The sequence below is a fragment of the Phenylobacterium sp. genome (assembly GCF_004297125.1).
Classification (GTDB): Bacteria; Pseudomonadota; Alphaproteobacteria; order Caulobacterales; family Caulobacteraceae; genus Phenylobacterium.
This window is the reverse complement of the sequence record NZ_SCVD01000039.1, coordinates 249,484-270,513: the sequence shown is the minus strand read 5'-3', so window position 1 is coordinate 270,513 and position 21,030 is coordinate 249,484. Positions and strand designations below refer to the sequence as shown.

The 21,030-nt window shown below is 70.4% G+C and carries 18 protein-coding genes; 7 read left to right on the top strand and 11 right to left on the bottom strand.

Going from position 1 to position 21,030, the window contains the following annotated elements:
- Positions 1 to 14: 14 nt before the first annotated feature.
- Positions 15 to 1,961, bottom strand: coding sequence for a methyl-accepting chemotaxis protein (locus EPO51_RS25990; protein WP_293356809.1), 1,947 nt, complete (start codon positions 1,959 to 1,961; stop codon positions 15 to 17).
- A gap of 258 nt (positions 1,962 to 2,219) precedes the next feature.
- Between EPO51_RS25990 and EPO51_RS25985 the strand changes: the two genes are divergently transcribed.
- Complete coding sequence (locus tag EPO51_RS25985; protein WP_293356807.1) at positions 2,220 to 2,441, top strand: hypothetical protein; 222 nt, start codon at positions 2,220 to 2,222, stop codon at positions 2,439 to 2,441.
- A 72-nt stretch (positions 2,442 to 2,513) separates the two neighbouring features.
- Here EPO51_RS25985 and EPO51_RS25980 read toward each other — a convergent pair whose 3' ends face one another.
- Entirely contained in the window at positions 2,514 to 3,434 is a 921-nt protein-coding gene (locus tag EPO51_RS25980) for an SDR family oxidoreductase (protein ID WP_293356805.1), read from the bottom strand.
- 199 nt (positions 3,435 to 3,633) lie between these two features.
- Between EPO51_RS25980 and EPO51_RS25975 the strand changes: the two genes are divergently transcribed.
- A complete protein-coding gene (locus EPO51_RS25975; protein WP_293356803.1) occupies positions 3,634 to 4,902 on the top strand; it encodes a hypothetical protein in 1,269 nt (422 codons plus the stop codon).
- A gap of 105 nt (positions 4,903 to 5,007) precedes the next feature.
- On the opposite strand, the gene EPO51_RS25970 is transcribed toward EPO51_RS25975, so the two are convergent.
- From EPO51_RS25970 to EPO51_RS25960, 3 genes are all read right to left on the bottom strand, one after another.
- Complete coding sequence (locus tag EPO51_RS25970) at positions 5,008 to 5,829, bottom strand: DUF72 domain-containing protein (protein ID WP_293356801.1); 822 nt, start codon at positions 5,827 to 5,829, stop codon at positions 5,008 to 5,010.
- A 102-nt stretch (positions 5,830 to 5,931) separates the two neighbouring features.
- Positions 5,932 to 7,584: a M28 family metallopeptidase gene (locus tag EPO51_RS25965; RefSeq protein ID WP_293356799.1), complete on the bottom strand. Its 1,653-nt coding sequence runs from the start codon at positions 7,582 to 7,584 to the stop codon at positions 5,932 to 5,934.
- Between the two features lie 59 nt (positions 7,585 to 7,643).
- Positions 7,644 to 8,417, bottom strand: a complete 774-nt coding sequence (locus tag EPO51_RS25960) for a TetR/AcrR family transcriptional regulator (RefSeq protein WP_293356797.1) — start codon at positions 8,415 to 8,417, stop codon at positions 7,644 to 7,646.
- Between the two features lie 139 nt (positions 8,418 to 8,556).
- Between EPO51_RS25960 and EPO51_RS25955 the strand changes: the two genes are divergently transcribed.
- Genes EPO51_RS25955 through EPO51_RS25945 form a run of 3 tightly spaced genes read left to right on the top strand, consistent with a single transcriptional unit; the run spans position 8,557 to position 14,229 of the window.
- On the top strand, positions 8,557 to 10,023 hold the full coding sequence (locus EPO51_RS25955; protein WP_293356795.1) for an efflux transporter outer membrane subunit: 1,467 nt from the start codon (positions 8,557 to 8,559) through the stop codon (positions 10,021 to 10,023).
- A gap of 8 nt (positions 10,024 to 10,031) precedes the next feature.
- On the top strand, positions 10,032 to 11,099 hold the full coding sequence (locus EPO51_RS25950; protein WP_293356793.1) for an efflux RND transporter periplasmic adaptor subunit: 1,068 nt from the start codon (positions 10,032 to 10,034) through the stop codon (positions 11,097 to 11,099).
- A gap of 4 nt (positions 11,100 to 11,103) precedes the next feature.
- The gene (locus tag EPO51_RS25945; protein WP_293356791.1) at positions 11,104 to 14,229 is read left to right on the top strand and encodes an efflux RND transporter permease subunit; all 3,126 of its coding nucleotides are present in this window, start codon (positions 11,104 to 11,106) and stop codon (positions 14,227 to 14,229) included.
- Here the strand turns inward: EPO51_RS25945 and EPO51_RS25940 are convergent.
- Genes EPO51_RS25940 through EPO51_RS25925 form a run of 4 tightly spaced genes read right to left on the bottom strand, consistent with a single transcriptional unit; the run spans position 14,226 to position 16,946 of the window.
- On the bottom strand, positions 14,226 to 14,525 hold the full coding sequence (locus EPO51_RS25940) for an EscU/YscU/HrcU family type III secretion system export apparatus switch protein (protein ID WP_293356789.1): 300 nt from the start codon (positions 14,523 to 14,525) through the stop codon (positions 14,226 to 14,228). The genes EPO51_RS25945 and EPO51_RS25940 overlap by 4 nt on opposite strands.
- Positions 14,522 to 15,496: a flagellar hook-length control protein FliK gene (fliK, locus tag EPO51_RS25935; protein WP_293356787.1), complete on the bottom strand. Its 975-nt coding sequence runs from the start codon at positions 15,494 to 15,496 to the stop codon at positions 14,522 to 14,524. Before fliK ends, EPO51_RS25940 begins: the two co-directional genes overlap by 4 nt.
- A 41-nt stretch (positions 15,497 to 15,537) precedes the next feature.
- Positions 15,538 to 16,530 (bottom strand): threonine ammonia-lyase, encoded by a 993-nt coding sequence (locus EPO51_RS25930; RefSeq protein ID WP_293356785.1) that lies wholly within the window; start codon positions 16,528 to 16,530, stop codon positions 15,538 to 15,540.
- The gene (locus EPO51_RS25925; RefSeq protein ID WP_293356783.1) at positions 16,527 to 16,946 is read right to left on the bottom strand and encodes a VOC family protein; all 420 of its coding nucleotides are present in this window, start codon (positions 16,944 to 16,946) and stop codon (positions 16,527 to 16,529) included. The genes EPO51_RS25930 and EPO51_RS25925 overlap by 4 nt, the downstream gene beginning before the upstream one ends.
- A gap of 142 nt (positions 16,947 to 17,088) precedes the next feature.
- Here EPO51_RS25925 and EPO51_RS25920 point away from each other — a divergent pair, with 142 nt between their 5' ends.
- Positions 17,089 to 18,375 (top strand): adenylosuccinate synthase, encoded by a 1,287-nt coding sequence (locus EPO51_RS25920; protein WP_293356781.1) that lies wholly within the window; start codon positions 17,089 to 17,091, stop codon positions 18,373 to 18,375.
- Positions 18,376 to 18,462: 87 nt separating this feature from the next.
- Complete coding sequence (locus EPO51_RS25915) at positions 18,463 to 19,278, top strand: response regulator (RefSeq protein WP_293356779.1); 816 nt, start codon at positions 18,463 to 18,465, stop codon at positions 19,276 to 19,278.
- Here the strand turns inward: EPO51_RS25915 and EPO51_RS25910 are convergent.
- Both EPO51_RS25910 and EPO51_RS25905 read right to left on the bottom strand, forming a co-directional pair.
- Positions 19,275 to 20,363: an alkaline phosphatase family protein gene (locus EPO51_RS25910; protein WP_293356777.1), complete on the bottom strand. Its 1,089-nt coding sequence runs from the start codon at positions 20,361 to 20,363 to the stop codon at positions 19,275 to 19,277. The two genes, EPO51_RS25915 and EPO51_RS25910, sit on opposite strands and share 4 nt — an antisense overlap.
- A 42-nt stretch (positions 20,364 to 20,405) precedes the next feature.
- A complete protein-coding gene (locus EPO51_RS25905; RefSeq protein WP_293356775.1) occupies positions 20,406 to 21,011 on the bottom strand; it encodes an NUDIX hydrolase in 606 nt (201 codons plus the stop codon).
- Positions 21,012 to 21,030: the final 19 nt, after the last annotated feature.

Genomic DNA, 21,030 nt, shown 5'->3' with positions numbered 1-21,030 from the left:
ATCTCGTCGAGCGGTCAGAACTCGGTCCAGTCGTCCGCGGCCTCCGCCATTTCGGGCGCAACAGCCAGCGCCGTAGCGCCGGCGGTGCGGAAGGTCCTGGCGCGGGTTTCGGCGCGCGGAGCCGGGGCCGGGGCGTAGGCGGCGGGGGCCTGGGCTGCGCCCTGGTCGACCTTGAACCGCGACACCAGGCCGAACAGCTCTTCGGTCTGGTCGGCCAGCATCCGGCTGGCGGCGGTGGTCTCTTCCACCATCGCCGCGTTCTGCTGGGTCACCTGGTCCATCTGGTTCACCGCGGTGTTCACCTCGGCGATGCCTGTGGCCTCTTCCTTGGCCGACATGGCGATCTCGCCGACCAGCTTCGAGATCTCGTCGACGTGGGCGACGATGCGGTGCAGGGCCTGACCGGTCTCGCCGACCAGGCTGACGCCCTCCGCCACCTGGCTGGTGGAGGTGGAGATCAGGCTCTTGATCTGCTTGGCCGATTCCGCGGAGCGCTGGGCCAGCGCCCGAACTTCGGAGGCCACCACGGCGAAGCCCTTGCCCGCGTCGCCGGCCCGGGCCGCCTCGACGCCGGCGTTCAGCGCCAGCAGGTTGGTCTGGAAGGCGATCTCGTCGACCACGCCGATGATCTGGCTGATCTCGCGGGCTGAGCGTTCGATCTCGGTCATCGAGGCCACGGCCTTGCTGACCACCTCGCCGGAGCGCTCGGCCTCGGTCTTGGCGGCGGCCACGGCCTCGCGGCTTTGGGCTGCGCCCTCGGCCGAACGCTGCACGGTGGCGGTGATCTCATCCAGCGCCGCGGCGGTCTCTTCCAGGGTCGCGGCCTGGCGCTCGGTGCGTTGCGACAGGTTGTCGGCGCCCTGGGCGATCTCGCCGCCGCCGGAGCGGATGGCGGAGGTCGAGACGGCGATGGCCGACAGGGCCTTCTCCAGCTTGACCACGGCGTCGTTGAAGTCGTTTCGGAGCTTCTCGTAGGCGCCCGGGAAGCCTTGGTTCAGGCGGACCGTCAGGTCGCCCGCGGCCAGGCGCTCGAGCCCGCCGGCCAGCGAGTCCACCACGCGGCCCTGTTCCTCGGCCTCGGCCTCGGCGGCGGCGGCGGTCTCGCGGCGGTTGGCCTCGGTGGCGGCGCGTTCGTCCTCCTGTTCCTTGCGCAGGCGGTCGAGGTTGAGCTGGTTGTCGCGGAAGACCGTGAGCGAGTTCACGATGGCGCCCAGCTCGTCCTTGCGTTGCAGCTTGTCGAGGTCGACCTCGTTGTCGCCGCGTGACAGCCGCTCGGTGGCGCCGGCGATGCGTTGCACGGCCCGGCGCATGTTCAGCACGAGGAAGACCGCGACCGCGCCGGTGATCAGCAGGGTGGCCAGCGAGGCGGCGATCGTCACGGTCTGGGCGGCCTTGGCCCGGTCGGCCGAAGCGGCGGCCTGGCGGTTGGTCTCGGCCTGGGTGGCCTCGACGATGGCCTCCAGGTTGGAGCTCATCTTCGCGTACTGATCCTCGAAGGGCGCGGCGAAGCCGGCGGCGGAGGCGAAGTCGGCGGAGGTCATCGCGATGATGATGTCCAGCGCCTCGCGGGTTTCCTTCAGGTCCTTGAGCAGCTTGTCGTACTGCGGGCGCCGGGCGGCCGGGGCCTTGGCCCGCACGGCGGCGACGTCCTTGGAGATCGCGTCGACCTTCGCCAACAGGGCCTTGCCCTGGTCGCCGATCTTCTCGGGCTCGATCTGGGCGGCCTGGTGGGTGAGCAGGAGGTAGAGGTCGCCGTGAACCCCCGTGATCTGCTCCGAGATGTCCTGCATGCGCAGGGTGTTGGGCATGTCGGTGTGGACCACGCGGTCCAACTCGCCCATTTGGTTCCGTTGCAGCGCGACGGCGCCTGCGGCCAGCATGGCCAGCATCACCAGAGCGAGCGCGGGCGCGAAGCCCACCTTTACCATCAACGGCAGATCATCGAGCCGAAAGCGCTTCATGGGTGTTCTCCCCGCGTGTCCACTTCGCCTTGGGGCACACCCCGCCAGCCTGGCTATGCTGAACGGAACTCCCTAACCGATTCTCACTTTTCCCATTTTGTTGAGAAATTTAGGGTTCGTTCACCGCCGGCGGGTATTCCCCTCAACATCGTTTCTCAACAGGAGGTGGGGATGCAGAAGGCTGTCTCTCTTTTCGGTGGTATTGCTCTGAGCTTTGCTCTGGTTGGCGCGTCTAGTGCTGCGTCTTTCCAGGAAAGCATGGCCAAGTGCCTGACCAAGAACGCCAACACGCGCGACGCCGCGACGGTGATGCTTCAGTGCACGGCCAATGGCGGCAAGCTGGCGGGCTGCTCCGTCCTGTCGGACAGCGCTCCCGGCAAGGGCTTCGACAAGGCCGCCCTGTGCGTGGCCGAGGCCATGCCCATGGGTGACAAGTCGGGCGACGTGAAGATCCCGATGCGCTTCCCCGGCGGCGCGTAAGCAACGCGTCTAGCGAAGACTACGGAACACCCAAAGACGCCCCTCCCCCGGGGCGTCTTTTTCATGGGGGCTTCAGACCGTGCGCTGGGCGCGGTCCTTCTCGTTCGAAGCCTTGATCGAGTTGCGCGCCGCCTCCCACTCGGCGTCGCCCCAGGCCGCCAGCCGCGAGAAGCCGCCGCCGCCCTGCAGGTGGGACCCGCCGTCGATGGCGATGGTCTGGCCGTTCACATAGGCCGACCCCGGATCCAGCAGATAGACGGCCAGGTTGGCCAGTTCCCGCATCTCGCCGTTGCGGCCGAGCGGGATGGTCGGGTCGGCCTTCTCGCCGCCGCCCACGGCGCTGGACGGATTGAGCCGCGCCCAGGCGCCCTCGGTCGGGAAGGGGCCGGGCGCGATGGCGTTCAGGCGGATGCCGCGCCCGCCCCATTCCACCGCCAGCGACTGGGTCATCACGTTCAGGCCGGCCTTGGACATGGCCGACGGCACCGTGAACGGCCCGCCGTGCCAGACCCAGGTGGTCAGGATCGAGACCACCGAGGCGTGCTTGCCCTCGGCCAGCCAGCGCTTGCCCGCGTCCAAGGTCACGAAAAACGAGCCCCGGAACACGATGTTGGCGATGGCGTCGAAGCCCTTGGGCGACAGGTCCTCCGTGCGGCTGATGAAATTGCCGGCCGCATTGTTGACCAGGCCGGTCAGGGCCCCGCCGGCCCACACCTCGTCCATGGCGTCGTGGATCGCCTCGGGGACCCGGATGTCGCAGGCCATGCCGACGCAGCGGCCGCCAGCGACGTGCCCCTGGCCGTCGGTCAGTTCCTTGGCCGTGGCTTCGATCACGCTGCCGCGCCGGCCCCAGATATAGACCTCGGCCCCCAGCATCACGCAGGCCTCGGCCATCACCTTGCCCAGTCCCGTGCCGCCGCCGGTGATCAGGATCCGCTGGCCCTTCATCAGGCCGGGCCGGAACATCAGGTCGTCCATCGCGAGATCGCTCATCGGGGTCCCTTTCCTCTTCGACGCCATCTGCGGTTTCGTGACGCAGGGCCAGTCAAGCCCCGGCCGCCCGCCGAGGGGAATCGCCGACCGGCCGGCCGCGCCTCTCGGAATGCCGGAAAACCTTAACCTAATCGAAGGGCTGGGCTCGTGAACTGCCCAACTGAAGATTGGCCATGGTGAAGATGAAGGATTCCGGGTTGTGACCGCCGTCGCCTGCCTCCGCGTGGACATCTCCGCCCATAGCGGGATCATGCCGCAGGCTGCGCTGGAACAACTCGTCCACAAGTTCGCCAGCGCCTACCTGGAAACCCGCTGGAGCTGGCCGCGCCGGTTCGCGCCGCTCACCGAGGTCAGTTTCCTGCTCACCGACCCGAGGTCCGACGAACTGGACCTGGCCGAGCTGCGCCGGCTGTCCGACGAACTGCAGCGGCACCTGTTCGGAACGGCCGACGACGGCGAGGTCGCGCTGCTGGTCTTCGAAGGCTCCCATTCGGCGGTGACGGCGTTCGCCTCCTTGGACGCCCGGCAGATCGTCGAGGCGGTCGCCGACCCGTCGAGACTTCCCCCCGGCGGCCGGTTGACCCGCATCCTGCCGGAAAGCCGCGGCGGGGGTGAGCCGCAGGCCCCGGAGCCCGTCGCCAAGGACGGACCCGACTGGACCTCCGCGCCGCCATCCCTGAAGCGGCAGCTCCTGGAGCCGCCGCCACCGCCGCCGCCCGCCTGGGAAGGCGTGCAGGGCGTCTATTTCATCCCCCGCGGCGTCTTCTACGGCGACGTGGTGATGTACATCCCCCAGAACGCCAAGACCCATGTCTGCGTGGTCGACGGGGTCGATCACATGCCCAAGGAGGCCAGCGGCTTCGACGCGGGCTGCGTCGGCATCGCCGCGCGGCTGCTCTCCGAGCGGCCGAAGGGTTCGCTGATCTTCGTGCCGATCTGTTTCACCAGCCTCGCGCGGCCCTCGCAGCGGGACGCCTACATGGCCCTGCTGGCGGACCTGCCCACCGATCGGCGAAGCGAACTGGCCGCCACCATCTACGACGTGCCGCGCGATCCCGCCTACACGGGACTACGCCAGGCGAAAGCGCTGCTCGAGCCGCATTTCGGGGCGATCGATCTTCGGGTCACCGACCCTGGCTTCGAGATCGAGAAGCTGGCGCTGGAGGCCGTGAACAGCGTGACGCTGGTGCTTCCGGAAGGCGACAACCTGATGCGGCTGTCGGCCTTGCGCCGCTTCGCCGAGCGCCTCGTCCACTACAAGCAGCGGCGCATCTGGCCGGGCGTCACCAACGTCCGCCGCCGCGCGGAGGTGGAAGCGGCCACGCGGCTGCGGATTCCCTTCATCACCGGCCCCGGGGTCTGCACGCCGGTGCCCTCGCCGGTCGGCGGGCGGAGCCTGCCTCCGGAGAAGCTGCCGATGTCCCTGTCCGACTGGATGGACGTCCGCGACCGGTCGCTGGCGTCTTAGAGCGCTTTCCGGCGAAGTGGATACCGGTTCGCCGCCAGAAAACGCGCCAAATCAAAGACCTGGATCGCAGCTCCGATTCAATCGGAGCTGCGATCCAGAGCCCGCTCAGGCGGGGATCTCGAAGTCCGGATCCACCCGCTTGATGAACTCCATCGCCGCCGCCGGCGCGCGGACCTTCCCCTCGTGGATGACGAAGGCGTAGACGTCGCGCGGGGTCTCGGGCAGGCCGGTGCGGTCGACGGGCTTGAAGTCGCCGGGGATGTCGCCCGCCGCATAGTCCTTGAACCGGCCGGCCCAGAGATCCAGGTCCTTGGGCGCATAGCCGGTCTCGATCCGGTCGTCCGCCGAGATCAGCCGCAGGTAGACCAGGTCCGCGGTCACGTCCGGGATCAGCGGATAGTTCTCGTTCTCCGAGACGCAGATGGCGACGCCCCGGTCGCGGCAGAGGCCCACGAACTTCGGGTCCGCGAAGGTGCCATTGCGCACCTCGATGACGTGCTGGAGCTTCCCGCCGTTCAGCCTGTCCGGCAGCAGGTCGAAGAAGCCCGCGAAATCGTCGTAGTCGAACTTCTTGGTGGCCATGAACTGCCACAGGATCGGTCCCAGGCGGTCGCCCAGCTCGTCCATGCCCTGGCCCATGAACATCTCGATCGAGGGCTTGGCGTCGGTCAGCTTCTTGCGGTTCACGCAGAACCGCGAAGCCTTCACCGCGAACTTGAACCCTTCGGGAGTCGACTCCCGCCACTTGGCCCAGCTGTCCGGCTTGAAGCTGGAGTAGTAGGTGCCGTTGATCTCGATCGCCGTGAGGCGGCGGCTGGCGTACTCCAGCTCCTTCTTCTGCGAGAGGCCCGCCGGGTAGAACACGCCCCGCCAGGGCTCGAACGTCCAGCCGCCGATGCCGCAGCGGATCTTTCCGGATTGGGCCATGCGGGCCTCCCTCGTCGTGCCGCGCCTTAGGTAGCGGCGTGCGCTGAAGTTCTCAAGATGTTCCGCGCGGGCGAGGCGCGGGCCCAGCGCCGCGCCCGCCGCCTACTTCCTTTTCGCCTTGGTCTTGTCGCGCTCGGCCTTGAACTCCGCGCCCGTCTTCCACTCCGGCCAGTTGCGGCTGTTCGCCAGGTGCTGGCCCAGTTCGAACAGCAGGGTTCCGTCGGCCTGGAAGCCCTTCGGGTCCCAGTTCGGGTCGAACTCGTCGGCGGGCTGGTGGTACTGGTTGGCGGTGTAGGCCGTGCGCTTGGCGATCCCCGCCGCCTTGCCGCCTTCGACCAGGTCCTGGCCGCCGCCGAAGCTGATGGCCGGCACGCCGACCTTGGCGAAGGGGAAGTGGTCCGAGCGGAAGAAGCTGCCCGCCTCCGGCCGCGGGTCGGGGCTGTAGTAGCGGTCGTGCGCCTTGCCCACCGTGATCAACTCGTCCTGCAGGGTCAGCGGGGCGTCGCCCGAGGTGGTGAAGTCCTTGGCCAGGCCGTTCGGGCCCACGCCGTCCATGTTGATCACGCCCACCGTGGTGGCCAGCGGGTAGAGCGGCGCCGAGGCGTAGTACTCCGAGCCCAGCAGGCCCTTCTCCTCGGCCGTCACGGACATGAAGACCACCGTGCGGTCCGGCCTCGGCCCCTTGGCGAAGGTGCGGCCCAGTTCGAGCAGCATCGCCGTGCCCGAGGCGTTGTCGAGCGCGCCATTGTAGATCTTGTCGCCCTTGGCGTCGGGCAGGCCCACGCCCAGGTGGTCCCAGTGGGCGGTGTAGAAGACACGCTCGTCGGGGTGCTTCGCGCCCGGGATCGCGCCGACGACATTGTGCGAGACCACCTTCTCGGCGTCGACCGCGTAGTCGGTCGAGAAGGTCACGCCCTTCAGCTCCACCGGCTTGAACGCCCGGGTCTGGGCCTGCTTCTTGAGTGCGTCGAAGTCGAGGCCGGCGGCCTTCAGCATCGCCACGGCGCTGTCCTTCTGGACCCAGCCTTCCAGCGGTGCGTGGTCGGTCCTGGGATCCTTGCGGATCACGTCGAAGATCTCGTTGGTGTTGGAGTTCTTGACCGTGGCCCAGCCGTAGGAGGCCGGTGCGGTCTCGTGGATCACCAGGAAGCCGATCGCGCCCTGGCGGGCCGCCTCCTCGAACTTGTAGGTCCAGCGGCCGTAGTAGGTCATCGCCTTGCCGCCGAAGTCGCCCTCGCCCGTTTCGAAGTCGGGGTCGTTGACCAGGACCAGGGCCACCTTGCCCTTCAGGTCCACGCCCTTGAAGTCGTCCCACCTGCGCTCCGGCGCCTTGACGCCATAGCCGACGAACACGACCGGGGCGTCCTTCACGGTCAGGTGGTCGCCGATCATGGTGGCGCGGATGGCGATGTCCTCGCCCTGCGTCCAGGTCTTGGTCTCGCCGCCCAGGGTGACGCTGACGTTGACCGGGCCCTTGGTGGCCGAACGGACCAGCGGCACGTCCTGGGTCCAGGCGCGCGCGCCGTCCTTCTGCAGGTCCCCGGCCGGTCGCAGGCCGGCGTTCTGCATCTGCTCGATCAGGTAGGCGACGGTCTTCTTCTCGCCCTCGCTGGCCGGCGCGCGGCCCTCGTATTCGTCGGACGACAGCACCTTGATGTCGGTCATGATCCGGCCGACGTCGAGTGTCGGGGAGGCGGCCATGGCCGCGCTGGAGAACAGGGCCGAAAGGGCCACGCTGAGGAGAAGCTTTTGCATCAACGCACTCGACTGGGGGCGAAAAGTTGCGCGACCCTAGAGTGCTGCCGGGCGATCGGCTAGGCCCCGCCGGCGCGGGCCTGAATCAGAGCTCCGATTCCGTCCAGCACCACGCCCAGGCCGAACTTGAACCGCCACATGGGGTCGGCGACGAGCGCCTTGTCGGCCCTGCGCCACGCGTCGCCCAGGCGCAGGACGTGCGGGAACTTCGCAGCGTCGAGTTGGGCGGTGAGGGCGGGTTCGGCCATGGCGAACCACTGCTCGTCGGTCATGCCGCTGACCCGCTCGGCCTCCCGCGCCTCGCGGGCCTCCAGGAGGGCGCCGACCAGGAAGCTGTGCAGGACGTCGATCACCAGGTCCTTGGTCAGGTCGTCGAGGCCGGTCGCGTCCAGGTTCCGGAGCGCCACCTCGTGCCGCGCGATCAGGTTCGGCCCCAGCGGCGGGCGATGCAGCGCCAGGTCCAGCATCCAGGGATGGCGTTCGGTCAGCCGCCAGCGTTCGCAGGCGATGTGGGTGAGCGCCTCGCGCCAGCCGCGGCCCTCCGGCGGGGCATCGCCGACCTCGCCCAGAATCCGATCGAACATCAGCCCGACCAGCTCGGCCTTGGAGGGTACATAGGTGTAGATCGACATCGGCGAGACGCCGAGCTCCTGGGCGATGCGGCGCACGGAAATGGCCTGCAGCCCCTCGGCGTCGGCCACGGCGACGGCGGCCTCCACGACCTGACCGGCGGAATAGCGCGGCTTGGGGCCCCGTCGGCCGGGCTCGGTGACGCCCCACAGCAGGTCGATGCTGCGCTGTGGGTCTCCCCCGCCTGCGAATTCCCGCGTCATTGTCCCAGCCACATTACAGATAAAACACTTTACATCATACAGAGTTTAAGTCAGACGGCTTTCCGCACGGTGGCCGCAAGAGTCGCTGGCGGAGGCGATGTCGGGAAATATGGGGCCCTGCGCAGCGATTGCGCCGGGGATGCAAGTCCTGTTCAACAACGCCGGTTCCAAGAGCCTGACGACGATGTTCCGCCGCACCGGCCCTTACGCTGTCCTGTCCGCGATCGCGGTCGCGCTCACGGCCTGCGCCACGCCGCGCAAGGCGGACGTGAGCCTGCCCGCCGCCTACGAGGCGCCCGCCGGCGTCCCGGCCGGCGCGATCGCGCTCGACACCTGGTGGACCGCCTATGGCGATCCCGAACTGTCGTCGCTGATCGAACAGGCGCTGCTCCGAAATCCTGACGTTCGCACGGCCCGTTCCCGCCTCGACGAGGTGAAGGCTCAGCGGACCGGCGCGATCCTGCAATACCTTCCGCAGGGCGATGCAACGGCCCAGGGCCGGCGCACCGACACCGAGCAGATCGGCGGCTCGGCCGCCAGCATTCCGGGCTTTTCCACCAGCGGCGTGTCGCGCCAGTACACCGCCGGCTTCGACGTGAGCTGGGAACTGGACCCATGGGGCCGCGCCCTGTTCGCCTACCGGTCCGCCAACGCCGAGGTCGACCGGGTCCGCTACGCCTACGAGACCGCCCGCGCCCAGATCGCGGCGGACACCGCCGACGCCTGGTTCCAGGCCCGCGGCCTGGCGATCCAGCTCGCCGACGCCCGCGAGACCGCGCGGATCCAGCAGGACCTCTACGACGTCGCCGCCAAGCGCGCCGCCAACGGCCTGGCCGCCACCACCGAGCCCGACCGCATCGCCGGCGACCTGGCCCAGGCCCAGGCCCAGATCGCCGGGCTGGAGGCCCAGCTCCAGGTCCAGAAGCGCGCGATCCTGATCCTCGCCGGCCGGATGGTGGAGCCGACCGCCAACATCGACACCCCGCCGGAAGTGGGCCAGGCGCCGGCCGTGCCCGCCGCCCTGCCCAGCGACCTGCTGCAGCGCCGGCCCGACGTGCGCGGCGCCCAGGCGGCGGTCCGCTCGGCCGCCGGGCAGCAGCGGCTGGCGCAGCTCGCCTTCTTCCCGACCTTCACCTTCAGTCCCGGCCTCGGCTGGTCGCGCATCGAGCAGCCGGGCTTCTCGACCGAGACCTCGAACTGGTCGATCGGCGGTTCGATCATGCAGCCGGTGCTGTCGATCCCGCGGCTGCTGTCCGAGCTGAAGGTCCAGAACGCCCGCACCGAACAGGCCGTCACCGCCTATGAGAAGACCGTCCAGACGGCCTTCCAGGAAGCCGAGGGCGCGCTGGTGAACCTGGAGGCCGACCGCAAGCGGGTGGCCCTGCTGGCCGACGGCGAGGCCCGCGCGGCCAAGGCCTACCAGGCCGCCCGCACGGGATACGCCCGCGGCCTCACCGACCTTTCCTCCACCCTCTCGGCCGAACAGTCCTGGCGCGCCGTCCGCACCCAGCTGACGTCGGCCCAGGTCCAGGCGCTCCGCCGCTCCGTCCAGGCCTACAAGGCCGTGGGCGGCGGCTGGCCTGTCCAGGCCTACGCCGCCAAATGAGACGACGCATGAAGCTCGCGAAAGTCCTCCTGCCCCTGGCCGCCGTGCTGGCCCTCGCCGCGTGCAAGAAGCCGCCGGAGAAGGTCTCCGAGAAGGACCAGGCCCGCGCCGTGCGCGTGGTCCGCGTGGAGTCGCGCCCCATCGTCGGCGCGCTCGCCGCCTCCGGGAACCTGCTGCCGCGCGAAGAGGCTGCGGTCCTGCCCGAAGTGACCGGCTACCGGGTTTCCCGCGTGCTGGCGGACGTGGGCGACTATGTCCGCGCCGGCCAAGTCCTGGTCCAGCTCGACCCCGCCCTGCTCGAGGCGCAGATCGCCGCGTCCCAGGCCCAGGCCGCCCAGGCCAACGACCAGGCCCAGCGCGTGGCCGATCTCGACGGCCAGGGCGTGCTGAGCCAGGAACAGATCGCCCAGCGGCGGTTCCAGGCCCAGGCGGCCAACGCCAACCTGCGCAACCTGCAGACCCAGCGCCGCAAGCTGTCGGTCACCGCCCCGGTGTCGGGCCTGATCCTCGAAAAGACCGTGCGGCCCGGCGACCTGTCGGCCGGCGGAACCACGCCCTGGTTCCGCATGGCGCGCGACGGCCAGGTCGAGCTCTCCGCCGAGCTGGGCGAAGCCGACCTGGCGCGGGTCCGGATCGGCCAGACCGCGACGGTCGTCCTGCCGGGCGGCGGCGTGGCGCAGGGCCGGGTCCGCCTGATCAGCCCGCAGATCGACCCCAATACGAAGCTGGGCCAGGTGCGCGTCCTGTTGCCGGTGCGCTCCGACATCCGCGCCGGCGGCTTCGCCCGCGCCATGTTCTCCGACGCGGCCGGCCAGGCGCTGGCGGTCCCCGAGACCGCGATCCGCTACGACGCCGACGGCGCCAGCGTCATGACCGTCGCCGACAACAACCGCGTGAAGCGCGTGGCGGTGCAGACCGGCCCGCGCGGCGGCGGCTATGTCCAGCTCGTCCGCGGCCCGGCCCCGGGCACGCGCGTCGTCCAGAACGCCGCGGCCTTCCTGCTCGACAACGACCTGGTCCGCCCGACCGAAGGCGCCGCGCCGGCGCCGGCGGCGGCCCCGGCGAAGAAGCAGTAGGATCATGAGCCAGCCCCACGATTCCCACGGCGGGCTCAGGATCTCGGCCTGGGCGATCAAGAACCCGGTGCCGGTCAGCGTGCTGTTCATCGGCCTCGTGCTGGCGGGCGTGATCGCCTACTTCGGCCTGGCGGTGAAGAACTTCCCGGACGTGACGTTTCCGGCCGTGTCGATCACGGTGACGCAGAGCGGCGCGGCCCCCGGCGAGATCGAGACCCAGATCACCCGCCAGGTGGAGGACGCCGTGTCCTCCATCCCCAATGTCCGCAACATCCAGTCGACCGTCACCCAGGGCGTCTCGAGCACGATGATCGAGCTGGAGATCGGCGAGGATCTCCAGAAGAAGACCGACGAGGTCCAGACCCGGATCGATCAGATCCGGCCGAACCTGCCGCGCGAGATCGACGAGCCGTTGGTCCAGCGGGTGGACTTCGACAGCCTGCCGATCACCACCTTCGCGGTGGAGGCGCCGGCGATGTCCGACGTCGAGCTGTCCTGGTTCATCGACGACACCATGTCGCGCGCGCTGCAGGCGGTGAAGGGCGTGGCCCAGATCCGCCGCGTCGGCGGCGTGACCCGCGAGATCAACGTCGTGGTCGATCCCGACAAGCTGGCCGCCCGCGGCCTGACGGCCTCGCAGATCAACAACGCCCTGCGCGCCGCCGACCTGGACGTGCCGGGCGGCCGGGTCGAAGTGGGGGGGCGCGAGCAGACCGTGCGGGTCCTGGGCGCCGCCACCACCCTGGCGCAGCTCCGCGAGATGACCATCCCCACCGGCGCCGGCGGCTACGTGAAGCTGACCGACGTGGCCGAGGTGGGCGACGGCGCCGGCGAGGTCCGCGGCTTCGCCCGCCTGAACGGCCGCCCGGTGGTGGGCTTCCAGGTCATGAAGACCCGCGCCGCCTCGGACATCGCCGTCGAGGACGCCGTCCTGGCCAAGCTGGCCGCCGTCGAGAAGGAACGGCCGGGGGTGAAGTTCACCCGGATCTTCACCACGGTGCAGGAGACCCGCGACAGCTTCCGCGCCACCCAGCACGTGCTGCTGGAAGGGATGCTGCTGGCCGCCTTCGTGGTCTGGCTGTTCCTGCGCGACTGGCGGGCGACCATGGTCACCGCCTTCGCCATGCCCGTGTCGCTGATCCCGACCTTCTTCGTCATCAACATGCTCGGCTTCTCGCTGAACGTGGTGACGCTGCTGGGCCTGACCCTGGTCATCGGCATCCTGGTCGACGACGCCATCGTCGAGATCGAGAATATCGAAAAGCGGGTGAAGGCCGGGATGCGGCCCTACGAGGCGGCCATGCAGGGCGCGGACGCCATCGGCTTGGCCGTGGTCGCCACCACGGCGGCCATCGTGGTGGTGTTCGCCCCGGTCTCGTTCATGACCGGCATGGTCGGCCAGTTCTTCCGCGAGTTCGGCCTGACCGTCTGCGTGGCGGTGCTGTTCTCGCTGCTGGTGGCGCGCCTGCTGACGCCGTTGATGGCGGCCTATCTGCTGAAGCCCAGCAGCCACCCCGAAGTCCGCAAGCCGATGCCCGGCTTCTACCGCCGGGCGCTGCAATGGGCGCTGGACCATCGCATCGTCGCCTCCTTCGCGGGCCTGGTGGCCTTCATCGCCTCCTGCACGATCGTCTTCTTCCTGCCGTCCGGCTTCCAGCCGGCCGGCGATCCGGACTACCTGTTCATCAGCGTCCAGGGCCCGCCCGGCGCCACGGCCAAGGACATGGAGGACACGGTCCAGCGGGTGACGCGGGCGGTGAAGACCGACCCCTCGGTCACCGACGTCTTCGTCGAGGTCGGCTCGTCCGGCCCCTCCAATCCGTTCGCCGGCGGCGGTGGGGGCAGCGACCTGCGCTCGGCCAGCCTGAACGTCCTGCTCGATCCCAAGCGCCACTCCAGCGGCGATGAGATCCGCGCGGCGCTGCGGCCCAAGCTGCGCGAGATCCCCGACGCCCGGGTCAACTTCCTCGATTTCCAGGGGTCCGCCGGCTACCAGCAGATCCTGACCAGCGAGGACCCGGCCAAGCTGCTGGCCGCCTCGACCGAGCTGGAACGCCAGATGCGCACGCTGGACGTCCTGGCCGAGCCGCGCCCCTCGGTGCCGCCCACCGGGCCCGAACTGGTGATCCGGCCGCGCTACGCCGAAGCCGCGCGGCTGGGCGTCTCCGCCGACGTCATCGCCCAGGCGGCCCGCGTGGCCACGGTCGGGGACATCGACGCCAACGTCGCCAAGCTGACCGCCGGCGAGCGCCGCATTCCGATCCGCATCCGCCTGCCGGCCGATGCGCGCGCCGACCTCGAGCGGATCAAGTCGCTTCGCCTGCCCACGGCCAGCGGCGGGACCACGACCCTCGAGACCGTGGCCGACGTGGCGTTCCAGGCCGGCCCCGCGCGGATCGAACGTCTCAACCGCCAGCGCCAGCAGACGGTTCAGGCCGAACTGAACGGCGTGGAACTCGGCCAGGCGGGGGAGGCGGTGAAGAAGCTGCCGATCATGCAGAAGCTGCCCGAGGGCGTGAGGCCGGCCGAGACCGGCCAGCAGGAAGCCTTCACTGAGATGATGCAGTCGTTCGCGGTCGCGCTGTTCGCGGGCATCGCGCTGATCTTCGGCGTGCTGGTGCTGCTGTTCCGCTCGTTCTTCAAGCCGATCGTCATCCTGGCGGCGCTGCCGCTGGCGATCGGCGGCGCGTTCCTGGGGCTCCTGGTCTTCAATCTGTCCCTCTCGATCCCCTCGCTCATCGGCCTGCTGATGCTGATGGGCCTGGCGGCGAAGAACTCGATCCTGCTGGTCGAGTACGCCATCGAGCGCGAGCGCGAGGGCATGACCCAGCGCGAGGCGCTGATCGAAGCCTGCCGCGAGCGGGCGCGGCCCATCATCATGACCAGCGTGGCCATGGCGGCGGGAATGCTGCCCACTGCCTTCGCCCTGGAGAAGGGCTCGGAGTTCCGACAGCCGATGGCCGTGGCGGTGATCGGCGGCCTGATCACCTCGACGATCCTGTCGCTGGTGCTGGTCCCGGTGGTCTACGAGTTCGTGGATGACTTCGAGAACTGGCTGAAGCCCCGGCTGGCCCGCCTCGTCACGCCCCGTGAAGCGCCTCGCCAGCCCCTGCCGGAAGATCGTCTCTAGCCCGTCTTGGGACTCGCCGGCGGCTGCGCCGACGCCCGCAGGATGAAGGCGATGATCACCGCGACGGCTTCGTAGAGCTGCGCCGGGATGTGCTCGTCCAGTTCGATGGTCGACAGAGCCTCGGCGAGCGCAGGGTTCTCCTGCACCGGTACGCCATGCGCGCGGGCGGTGTCGACGATGCGTTGGCCCAGCTCGCCGCGGCCGACCGCGACCACCTTCGGCGCGCTGGGGGCGTCGTAGCGCAGGGCGACGGCCAGCCTGGGCTTCGCGGCCTTCGGGGTTTCGGGCGCGCTCACGACCTGCGGTCCACGAGCCGGCCCGGCGGCGGTTCGGACGGCCGCGGCGATCCCGTGCGGAAGACCACGTCGCCGGCCAGGACGCCGGCCAGTTCGCCGCCGCGGCTGCGCAGCCGCTCCAGGCTCCCAGGCTCTTCGGCCCACAGCGTCACCGCGGTCCGCTCGCCGTCCATCCGCAGGCTGACGTGGACCGGGCCCAGCGGCGGGATGTCGAGGGAGAAGCGGGCCTGCCAGGCGGCCGGGCCGTCGGGGTCCGCGCCTCGTGTGTCCTCGCGGTCGATGGCGAACTGGGCGACCGCCGGCCCCTGCGGCGTGGCCAGGGGAAGCTCGAACATCCAGTGGGCGCCGGGGCCGTCCGGCAGGGACGCGAGCTGGTGCAGGGTCTGGCGGGCCAGGGCCTGCTCCACATCGCCGCGAAGGTGATGGACGAGGACGGCGGGCTCGGCGTCGGCGTCGAGGGTCGCGGCGGCGGGGGCCTGGCCCGAGAGCGCGCCGCCGGGGGTGGGCGGCGGCGGGCCGGGCCGTTGCGGCCGGTTCGCGGCGCGCGGCGTGGTGGGGGCCAGGACCTGCTGCAGGGTCAGCAGGGCGGCCTTCAGGTCCATGGGCGCCGGCTCGCCGCTGGCCAGGCGCGCCTCCCGGAACAGGCCTGAACGCGAGACGGCCTGTTTCAGGGTCTCGGCGGTAATGGGCGCGTCGGTCGGCGTCTGCAACGCCAGCACCTGGCCGATCGCCGCCTTCACGGCGGCGGGCACGGCTGGCGAGCCCAGCGCCCGTTCCAGGTTGGCGAGGACGGGCGCGAGGCTGGCCTGCCGACCGGCGGCCTCCGACCGCGCCGCGACGACGGCGGCGGCAGGGGCCGGCGCCTCCAGGCCCTGGGCCTCCGCCAGGACCGCGGCCACGGCCGCCGCCAGGCCCGGGCGCGTCTCGACGGCCGGGGCGCCGGGCGGGAGGCTGGCGCGGATAGGGTCCATCCCGCCCTCTTAAGCCGGGCGGGTGAAGTCGGGCTTAAGCCCTAGAGCTCGCCCCGCAGCACCTTGGCGAACTGCTCGGGGTCGACGTTGCCGCCCGAGAGCACCAGGCCGATGGCGCCGGCCCCGTAGGTCTTGACCTTGCCGGCTAGCAGGGCGGCCAGCCCAGCCGAGCCGCCCGGCTCGACCACCAGTTTCAGGACCGAGAAGGCGTAGCGCATCGCCTCGGCCACCTCGGCGTCGCTGACCACGGCCATGTCGGCCACCGTCTTCTGAAGGATCGGGAAGGTCAGCTCGCCCGGGCAGGGTGACTCCAGGGCGTCGCAGAGGGTGCGGTGCGTCGGCGTCATCGGCCGCCGCTCGCCGGCCTGCAGCGACCTCAGTGTGTCGTCGTAGCCATCGGGTTCGACCCCGACCATGGCGGTGGTCGGCGACAGCGCCTTCACGGCGGTGGCGACCCCGGCCAGCAGACCGCCACCGCTGCACGGCACGACCACCGCGCCCAGCTCCGCGCCGCGGGCTCGCGCCTGCTGCATCAGCTCCAGGCCGGCGGTGCCCTGGCCGGCGATGATGTGCGGATCGTCGAAGGCTGGGACCACGATCGAACCGCGCTCGGCCGCGATGGCGGCGGCGATCTTCTCACGGCTCTCGGTCAGGCGGTCGTAGAACCTCACCTCCGCGCCATAGCCGGCGGTGGCTTCGGCCTTCACCTTGGGCGCATCGGCCGGCATCACGATCAGGGCCGGGATGCCCAGCAGCTTGGCCGCCAGCGCCACGCCCTGGGCGTGGTTGCCGGACGAGAAGGCGACGACTCCGCGCGTCTTCTCGTCGTCGCTGAGCTGGACCAGGCGGTTGTAGGCGCCGCGGAACTTGAAGGCGCCCACCCGCTGCAGGGTCTCGGGCTTGATCAGCACGCGCAGGCCCAGGCGCTCGTTCAGCGCAGGGCTTTCGATCAGCGGGGTCTCGACGGCGACGCCCTTGATGCGGGCGGCGGCGGCCTCGATGTCGGCCAGGGACACGGCCAGGTCGGAACTCATTTCGCGAACACCATGCTGTCGTCGGCGAAGGCCTTGAATTCGAGCGCGTTGCCCGAGGGGTCGAGGAAGAACATCGTCGCCTGCTCGCCAGGCTGGCCCTTGAAACGGATGTTGGGCTCGATGACGAACTTGACGCCGGCCGCCTTGAGCCGCTCCGCCAGAGCCTCCCACTGCGGCAGGGTGAGGATGGCGCCGAAATGGCGGACCGGCACGTCGTGGCCGTCGACCGGATTGGTCGCGCCGCGGGACGTCTCACCCGGCGACAGGTGGGTCACGATCTGGTGGCCATAGAAATCGAAGTCGACCCATTCGGGGCTCGACCGTCCCTCCGGGCAGCCCAACAACTCCCCATAGAACGCACGGGCCTCCGCCAGGTCGCGGACCGGGAAGGCGAGATGGAAGCGCGGAATGTCCATGTTTCGGCTGATAGCGCGCAGGCCCCTTGAGGGCGAGGGCCAGTTCGTCTAGACCGGCGCCGCAAATTGATCTCGCGTCCCCGCCGAGCACCTGTCGAAGGGCCGGGACGTTTCTCCGGGCAGGTCGGGAGATCGTATCCAGATGGCCAATGTCACCGTGATCGGCGCCCAGTGGGGCGACGAGGGCAAGGGCAAGCTTGTGGACTGGCTGTCCAACCGCGCCGACGTGGTGGTGCGCTTCCAGGGCGGCCACAACGCGGGCCACACGCTGGTCGTCGGCGACCAGACCTACAAGCTGTCGCTGCTCCCCTCGGGCGTGGTCCAGGGCAAGCTGTCGATCATCGGCAACGGCGTCGTCGTCGATCCCTGGCATCTGCTGAAGGAGATCGAGACCCTGGGCGGCCAGGGGGTGGCGATCACGCCGGACCTGCTGGTCCTGGCCGACAACGCCTGCCTGATCCTGCCCATCCACCGCGACCTGGACCAGGCGCGCGAGGCCGCCGCGACCAACAAGATCGGCACCACCGGCCGCGGCATCGGCCCGGCCTACGAGGACAAGGTGGGCCGTAGAGCCATCCGCGTCGCCGACCTGGCCGACCGCGAGGCGCTGGAGGCCAAGATCGACCGGCTGCTGGCCCACCACGGCCCGCTGCGCCGCGGCCTGGGCCTGCCCGACGTGGACCCCGCCGCCCTCCTGGCGGAGCTGGAAGGCATGGCGCCCAAGATCCTGCCCTTCGCCCAGCCGGCCTGGCTGCTGTTGGACGGCCTCGTGAAGTCGGGCAAGCGGGTGTTGTTCGAAGGGGCCCAGGGAGCCCTGCTCGACGTGGACCACGGCACCTATCCCTATGTGACCTCGTCCAACACGGTGGCCGGCCAGGCGGCCGCGGGCTCGGGCCTCGGCCCCAAGGGCCCGGGCTATGTGCTGGGCATCGTCAAGGCCTACACCACCCGCGTCGGCGGCGGCCCGTTCCCCACCGAGCTCAGCGACGAGGTGGGCCAGCACCTGGGCACGGTGGGCCGCGAGTTCGGCACCGTCACCGGCCGGTCGCGCCGCTGCGGCTGGTTTGACGCCGCCCTGGTGCGCCAGTCCGTGGCCCTGAGCGGCATCAGCGGCATCGCGCTCACTAAGCTGGACGTGCTGGACAGCCTGCCGACCTTGAAGATCTGCACCGGCTATCGGCTGAACGGCGTCGACGTCGGCTACCTGCCGGCCGGCCTCAAGGCGCAGAGCCAGCTCGAGCCGGTCTACGAGGAGATGGAAGGCTGGAGCGAGACCACCCAGGGCGCCCGCTCCTGGAAGGACCTGCCCGCCAGCGCGGTGAAGTATGTCCGCCGCATCGAGGAACTGATCGGCGCGCCCGTGGCCCTGCTGTCGACCAGCCCGCAGCGCGACGACACCATCCTGATGCGCGACCCCTTCCACGATTGACGCTTCGACGATTCGCGCACCATCGCATCAAGCGATCCTTTACCGGTGCCCGATATGTTGGCCGTCGAAGTGCGTGGGAGCTAACCCTTGTTCGACGGCGATAAGCGCATCATCGACAAGATGCAGCCGAAACTGAAGCGGATCCTGATCGCGGATCCGCAGCCGGCCAGCGCGCGCCTGTTCAGCGAGCTGATGCGCGACATCGCGCACAGCCACGTCTGGGTGGCCGGCAACACCGAGCGCGCCCTGAGGATCGCGGAGACCTGCGACCCGCAGATTATCGTGGTCGAGCTGGGCGACGAGCGCGTCGACGGCCTGGGGTTCACCCGCAAGCTTCGCCGCTCCACCTGGACCTGCCGCAAGGCGCCGGTCATCACCATCACCGGCTCGGCCACCGCCGGCATGATCCTGGCCGCCCGCGACGCCGGGGTGCATGAGTTCCTGCGCAAGCCCTACAGCATGAAGGACCTGCTGCGCCGGCTGGAGGCCGTGACGCTCAGGGACCGCGATTGGGTGGAGGGCGTGGGCTACATCGGCCCCGACCGCCGCCGTTTCAACTCGGGCGACTACGCCGGCCCGCTCAAACGCCGCACAGACGGCTCGGAAACGCCCTACCAACAGAAGATCAACCAGGCGCTGAAGATCGTCCGCGCCGCCGTGGCCGCCTCGGAGACCGACCCCCAGCAGGCCATGCGCGCCATGCTGGCCCAGGCGACGACACTGCAGTCGGTCGCGACGGACTTCAAGATGACGCTGGCCGCCTCGGAGTTCTACCGCCACCTGACCAAGTCGGTGAACGCCGCCGGCGGGTTCACACGAGAGGACGCCGAACGCTGGGCCGCGCCCATGCTGGCCTTCCTGCCCAAGGACGCCGACGACGACCGCAAGTCCGAGGCCGCCTAGGGTTTTCGGGGCTTCAGGATGTCCAGCGGTGTGCCGGCCGCCGGATCGAACGCCCGCCAGTCCACCCCCAGCGCGGCGAGCCCCGTGGCCGCGATCTGGCTGGACGAGGCGCAGCCTTCCGGCTGTGCGCCCTTCGCCACGTCCGGTCCCAGCGCGCCGATCCACACCTGATCCGACTCCGCGAAGGGCTTGCCGTGGTGGCGCCAGGCCTGCTTGCCGTTGGTCCCGCGGCCATGGTCGGTGGTGACGATGAGCGTGGTCCGGCCCGCATAGGCCGGATCGGCCTGCAGCGCCTTCCAGAGTTCGCCCACGAACCGGTCCGCCCGCTGCGCGGCCCACAGCACCTGGTCGTAGCGACCCTCGTGGGCGAAGTCGTCGGTCTCGCCATAGGCCACGTACAGCACCCTGGGCTTGCGGCGCTTCAGCAGCTCCAGGGCATAGGCCTGGGTGAAGGTGTCCAGCCGCACCTCCGGCCAGATCCGCGCCGAGCCCGCCTGCAATCGGGCGATCGCCGCCTCGGCCGGGGTCCGCGTCGGCGCGTCCTCCCACCCGGCGTTCACCGGCAGGCCGCTCCCGGGCGCGCCCAGGATGTCGCGGAACGTCCGCCAGGACCCCACGGCCTCCACCCGCCCCGCGAATCCCGGCTGGCGGTTCAGCCACGCCAGGAAGCTCACGTTCGCGTTCGGGCCATGGGTGTTCGACTTGATCGCCGGATCCGGCTTGCCGGTCAGGATCTCGTTGTAGCCGGGGTACGAGAACCACATGGCGTTGCCGACCGCCGCGCACGACCCGTGGTCGCGGTCCCCGATCAGCACGCCCTCTCTCGCCACGACCTCGTTCAGGAACGGCATGAGCGCCCGCGCCCGGTCGGCCGGCTCGACGAACGCCCTGCGGATCGCCTGGCGCTGGTCGGCGGCGACGGCGGCGGGGTCCGCGGCCCGCTCCGGATCGGCGCCCCGGAACAGCTCGGTCCAGTGCAGGCCGTCCAGGGTGACCAGCACCAGCCGGCGGCCCCTGTCGGCGGCCTGGGCGGGCGCCGTCAGCAGCACGGCCAGGAGCAGGGCGGTGAGGAATCTCGCGATCATCGCCCCACCGTGGACCGTTCACGGCCTAGGTGGAAGTCGCGCCTAGTTGGCGGTCCAGTTCGGCTGGCCGATGGCGTCGGTGCGGCAGGGGCGGCCATGCAGGCAGACCTCGCGGAACTGGTAGAGCCAGGCCGCCGTGGGCGGGTTGATCCAGCCGCCGCGTGCGTACATCCGCAGGATCGGCGGGCCGCCGTCCGGGTGTGGTTCGGCCCGCGGGGCTTTCGGGTGATCCAGGTCGGCCAGCGGCACGAACCAGGCGGCATGCACCTCCTGGGGATCGGGCGTGAGCCTCAGCGGCTCGGGCGTCCAGAACACCACCGGCGTCACCACATGGCCGCCCAGGGTGACGAAGTCGTCCAGCAGCCCCAGGGCGGCCTCGCGGTCCAGCGCCACCCCCAGCTCCTCGTGCGTCTCGCGCCGCGCGGCGTCGACGGCGTCCTCGCCGGGCTCAAGGTTGCCGCCGGGCAGGGCGTAGTTGCCGGCGCCCCGGCGCATGTGCAGGGCGCGCCGCGTCAGCAGGTAGGCGGGGCCCTTCTTCGTCGGCGAGAGCACGATGGCCACTGCGGCGCGGCGGCGCTCGCCCGTCTCCAGGGCGACGCGCTCGAACCCCGCGAGATGGCCTTCGATCCTGGCGCGGAGGGCTTCCATGCGGCCAGTGTAGCGCGGC

What these genes read in the sequence shown, in the direction of transcription:
- EPO51_RS25955 (WP_293356795.1), top strand. Translation starts at nt 8,557, where the DNA reads ATGCAAGTCCTGTTCAACAACGCCGGTTCCAAGAGCCTGACGACGATG.
- EPO51_RS25950 (WP_293356793.1), top strand. Translation starts at nt 10,032, where the DNA reads ATGAAGCTCGCGAAAGTCCTCCTGCCCCTGGCCGCCGTGCTGGCCCTC.
- EPO51_RS25910 (WP_293356777.1), bottom strand. Translation starts at nt 20,363, where the DNA reads ATGATCGCGAGATTCCTCACCGCCCTGCTCCTGGCCGTGCTGCTGACG.
- EPO51_RS25945 (WP_293356791.1), top strand. Translation starts at nt 11,104, where the DNA reads ATGAGCCAGCCCCACGATTCCCACGGCGGGCTCAGGATCTCGGCCTGG.
- EPO51_RS25980 (WP_293356805.1), bottom strand. Translation starts at nt 3,434, where the DNA reads ATGAGCGATCTCGCGATGGACGACCTGATGTTCCGGCCCGGCCTGATG.
- EPO51_RS25970 (WP_293356801.1), bottom strand. Translation starts at nt 5,829, where the DNA reads ATGGCCCAATCCGGAAAGATCCGCTGCGGCATCGGCGGCTGGACGTTC.
- EPO51_RS25930 (WP_293356785.1), bottom strand. Translation starts at nt 16,530, where the DNA reads ATGAGTTCCGACCTGGCCGTGTCCCTGGCCGACATCGAGGCCGCCGCC.
- EPO51_RS25925 (WP_293356783.1), bottom strand. Translation starts at nt 16,946, where the DNA reads ATGGACATTCCGCGCTTCCATCTCGCCTTCCCGGTCCGCGACCTGGCG.
- EPO51_RS25965 (WP_293356799.1), bottom strand. Translation starts at nt 7,584, where the DNA reads ATGCAAAAGCTTCTCCTCAGCGTGGCCCTTTCGGCCCTGTTCTCCAGC.
- EPO51_RS25960 (WP_293356797.1), bottom strand. Translation starts at nt 8,417, where the DNA reads ATGACGCGGGAATTCGCAGGCGGGGGAGACCCACAGCGCAGCATCGAC.
- EPO51_RS25905 (WP_293356775.1), bottom strand. Translation starts at nt 21,011, where the DNA reads ATGGAAGCCCTCCGCGCCAGGATCGAAGGCCATCTCGCGGGGTTCGAG.
- EPO51_RS25985 (WP_293356807.1), top strand. Translation starts at nt 2,220, where the DNA reads ATGGCCAAGTGCCTGACCAAGAACGCCAACACGCGCGACGCCGCGACG.
- EPO51_RS25920 (WP_293356781.1), top strand. Translation starts at nt 17,089, where the DNA reads ATGGCCAATGTCACCGTGATCGGCGCCCAGTGGGGCGACGAGGGCAAG.
- EPO51_RS25990 (WP_293356809.1), bottom strand. Translation starts at nt 1,961, where the DNA reads ATGAAGCGCTTTCGGCTCGATGATCTGCCGTTGATGGTAAAGGTGGGC.
- fliK (WP_293356787.1), bottom strand. Translation starts at nt 15,496, where the DNA reads ATGGACCCTATCCGCGCCAGCCTCCCGCCCGGCGCCCCGGCCGTCGAG.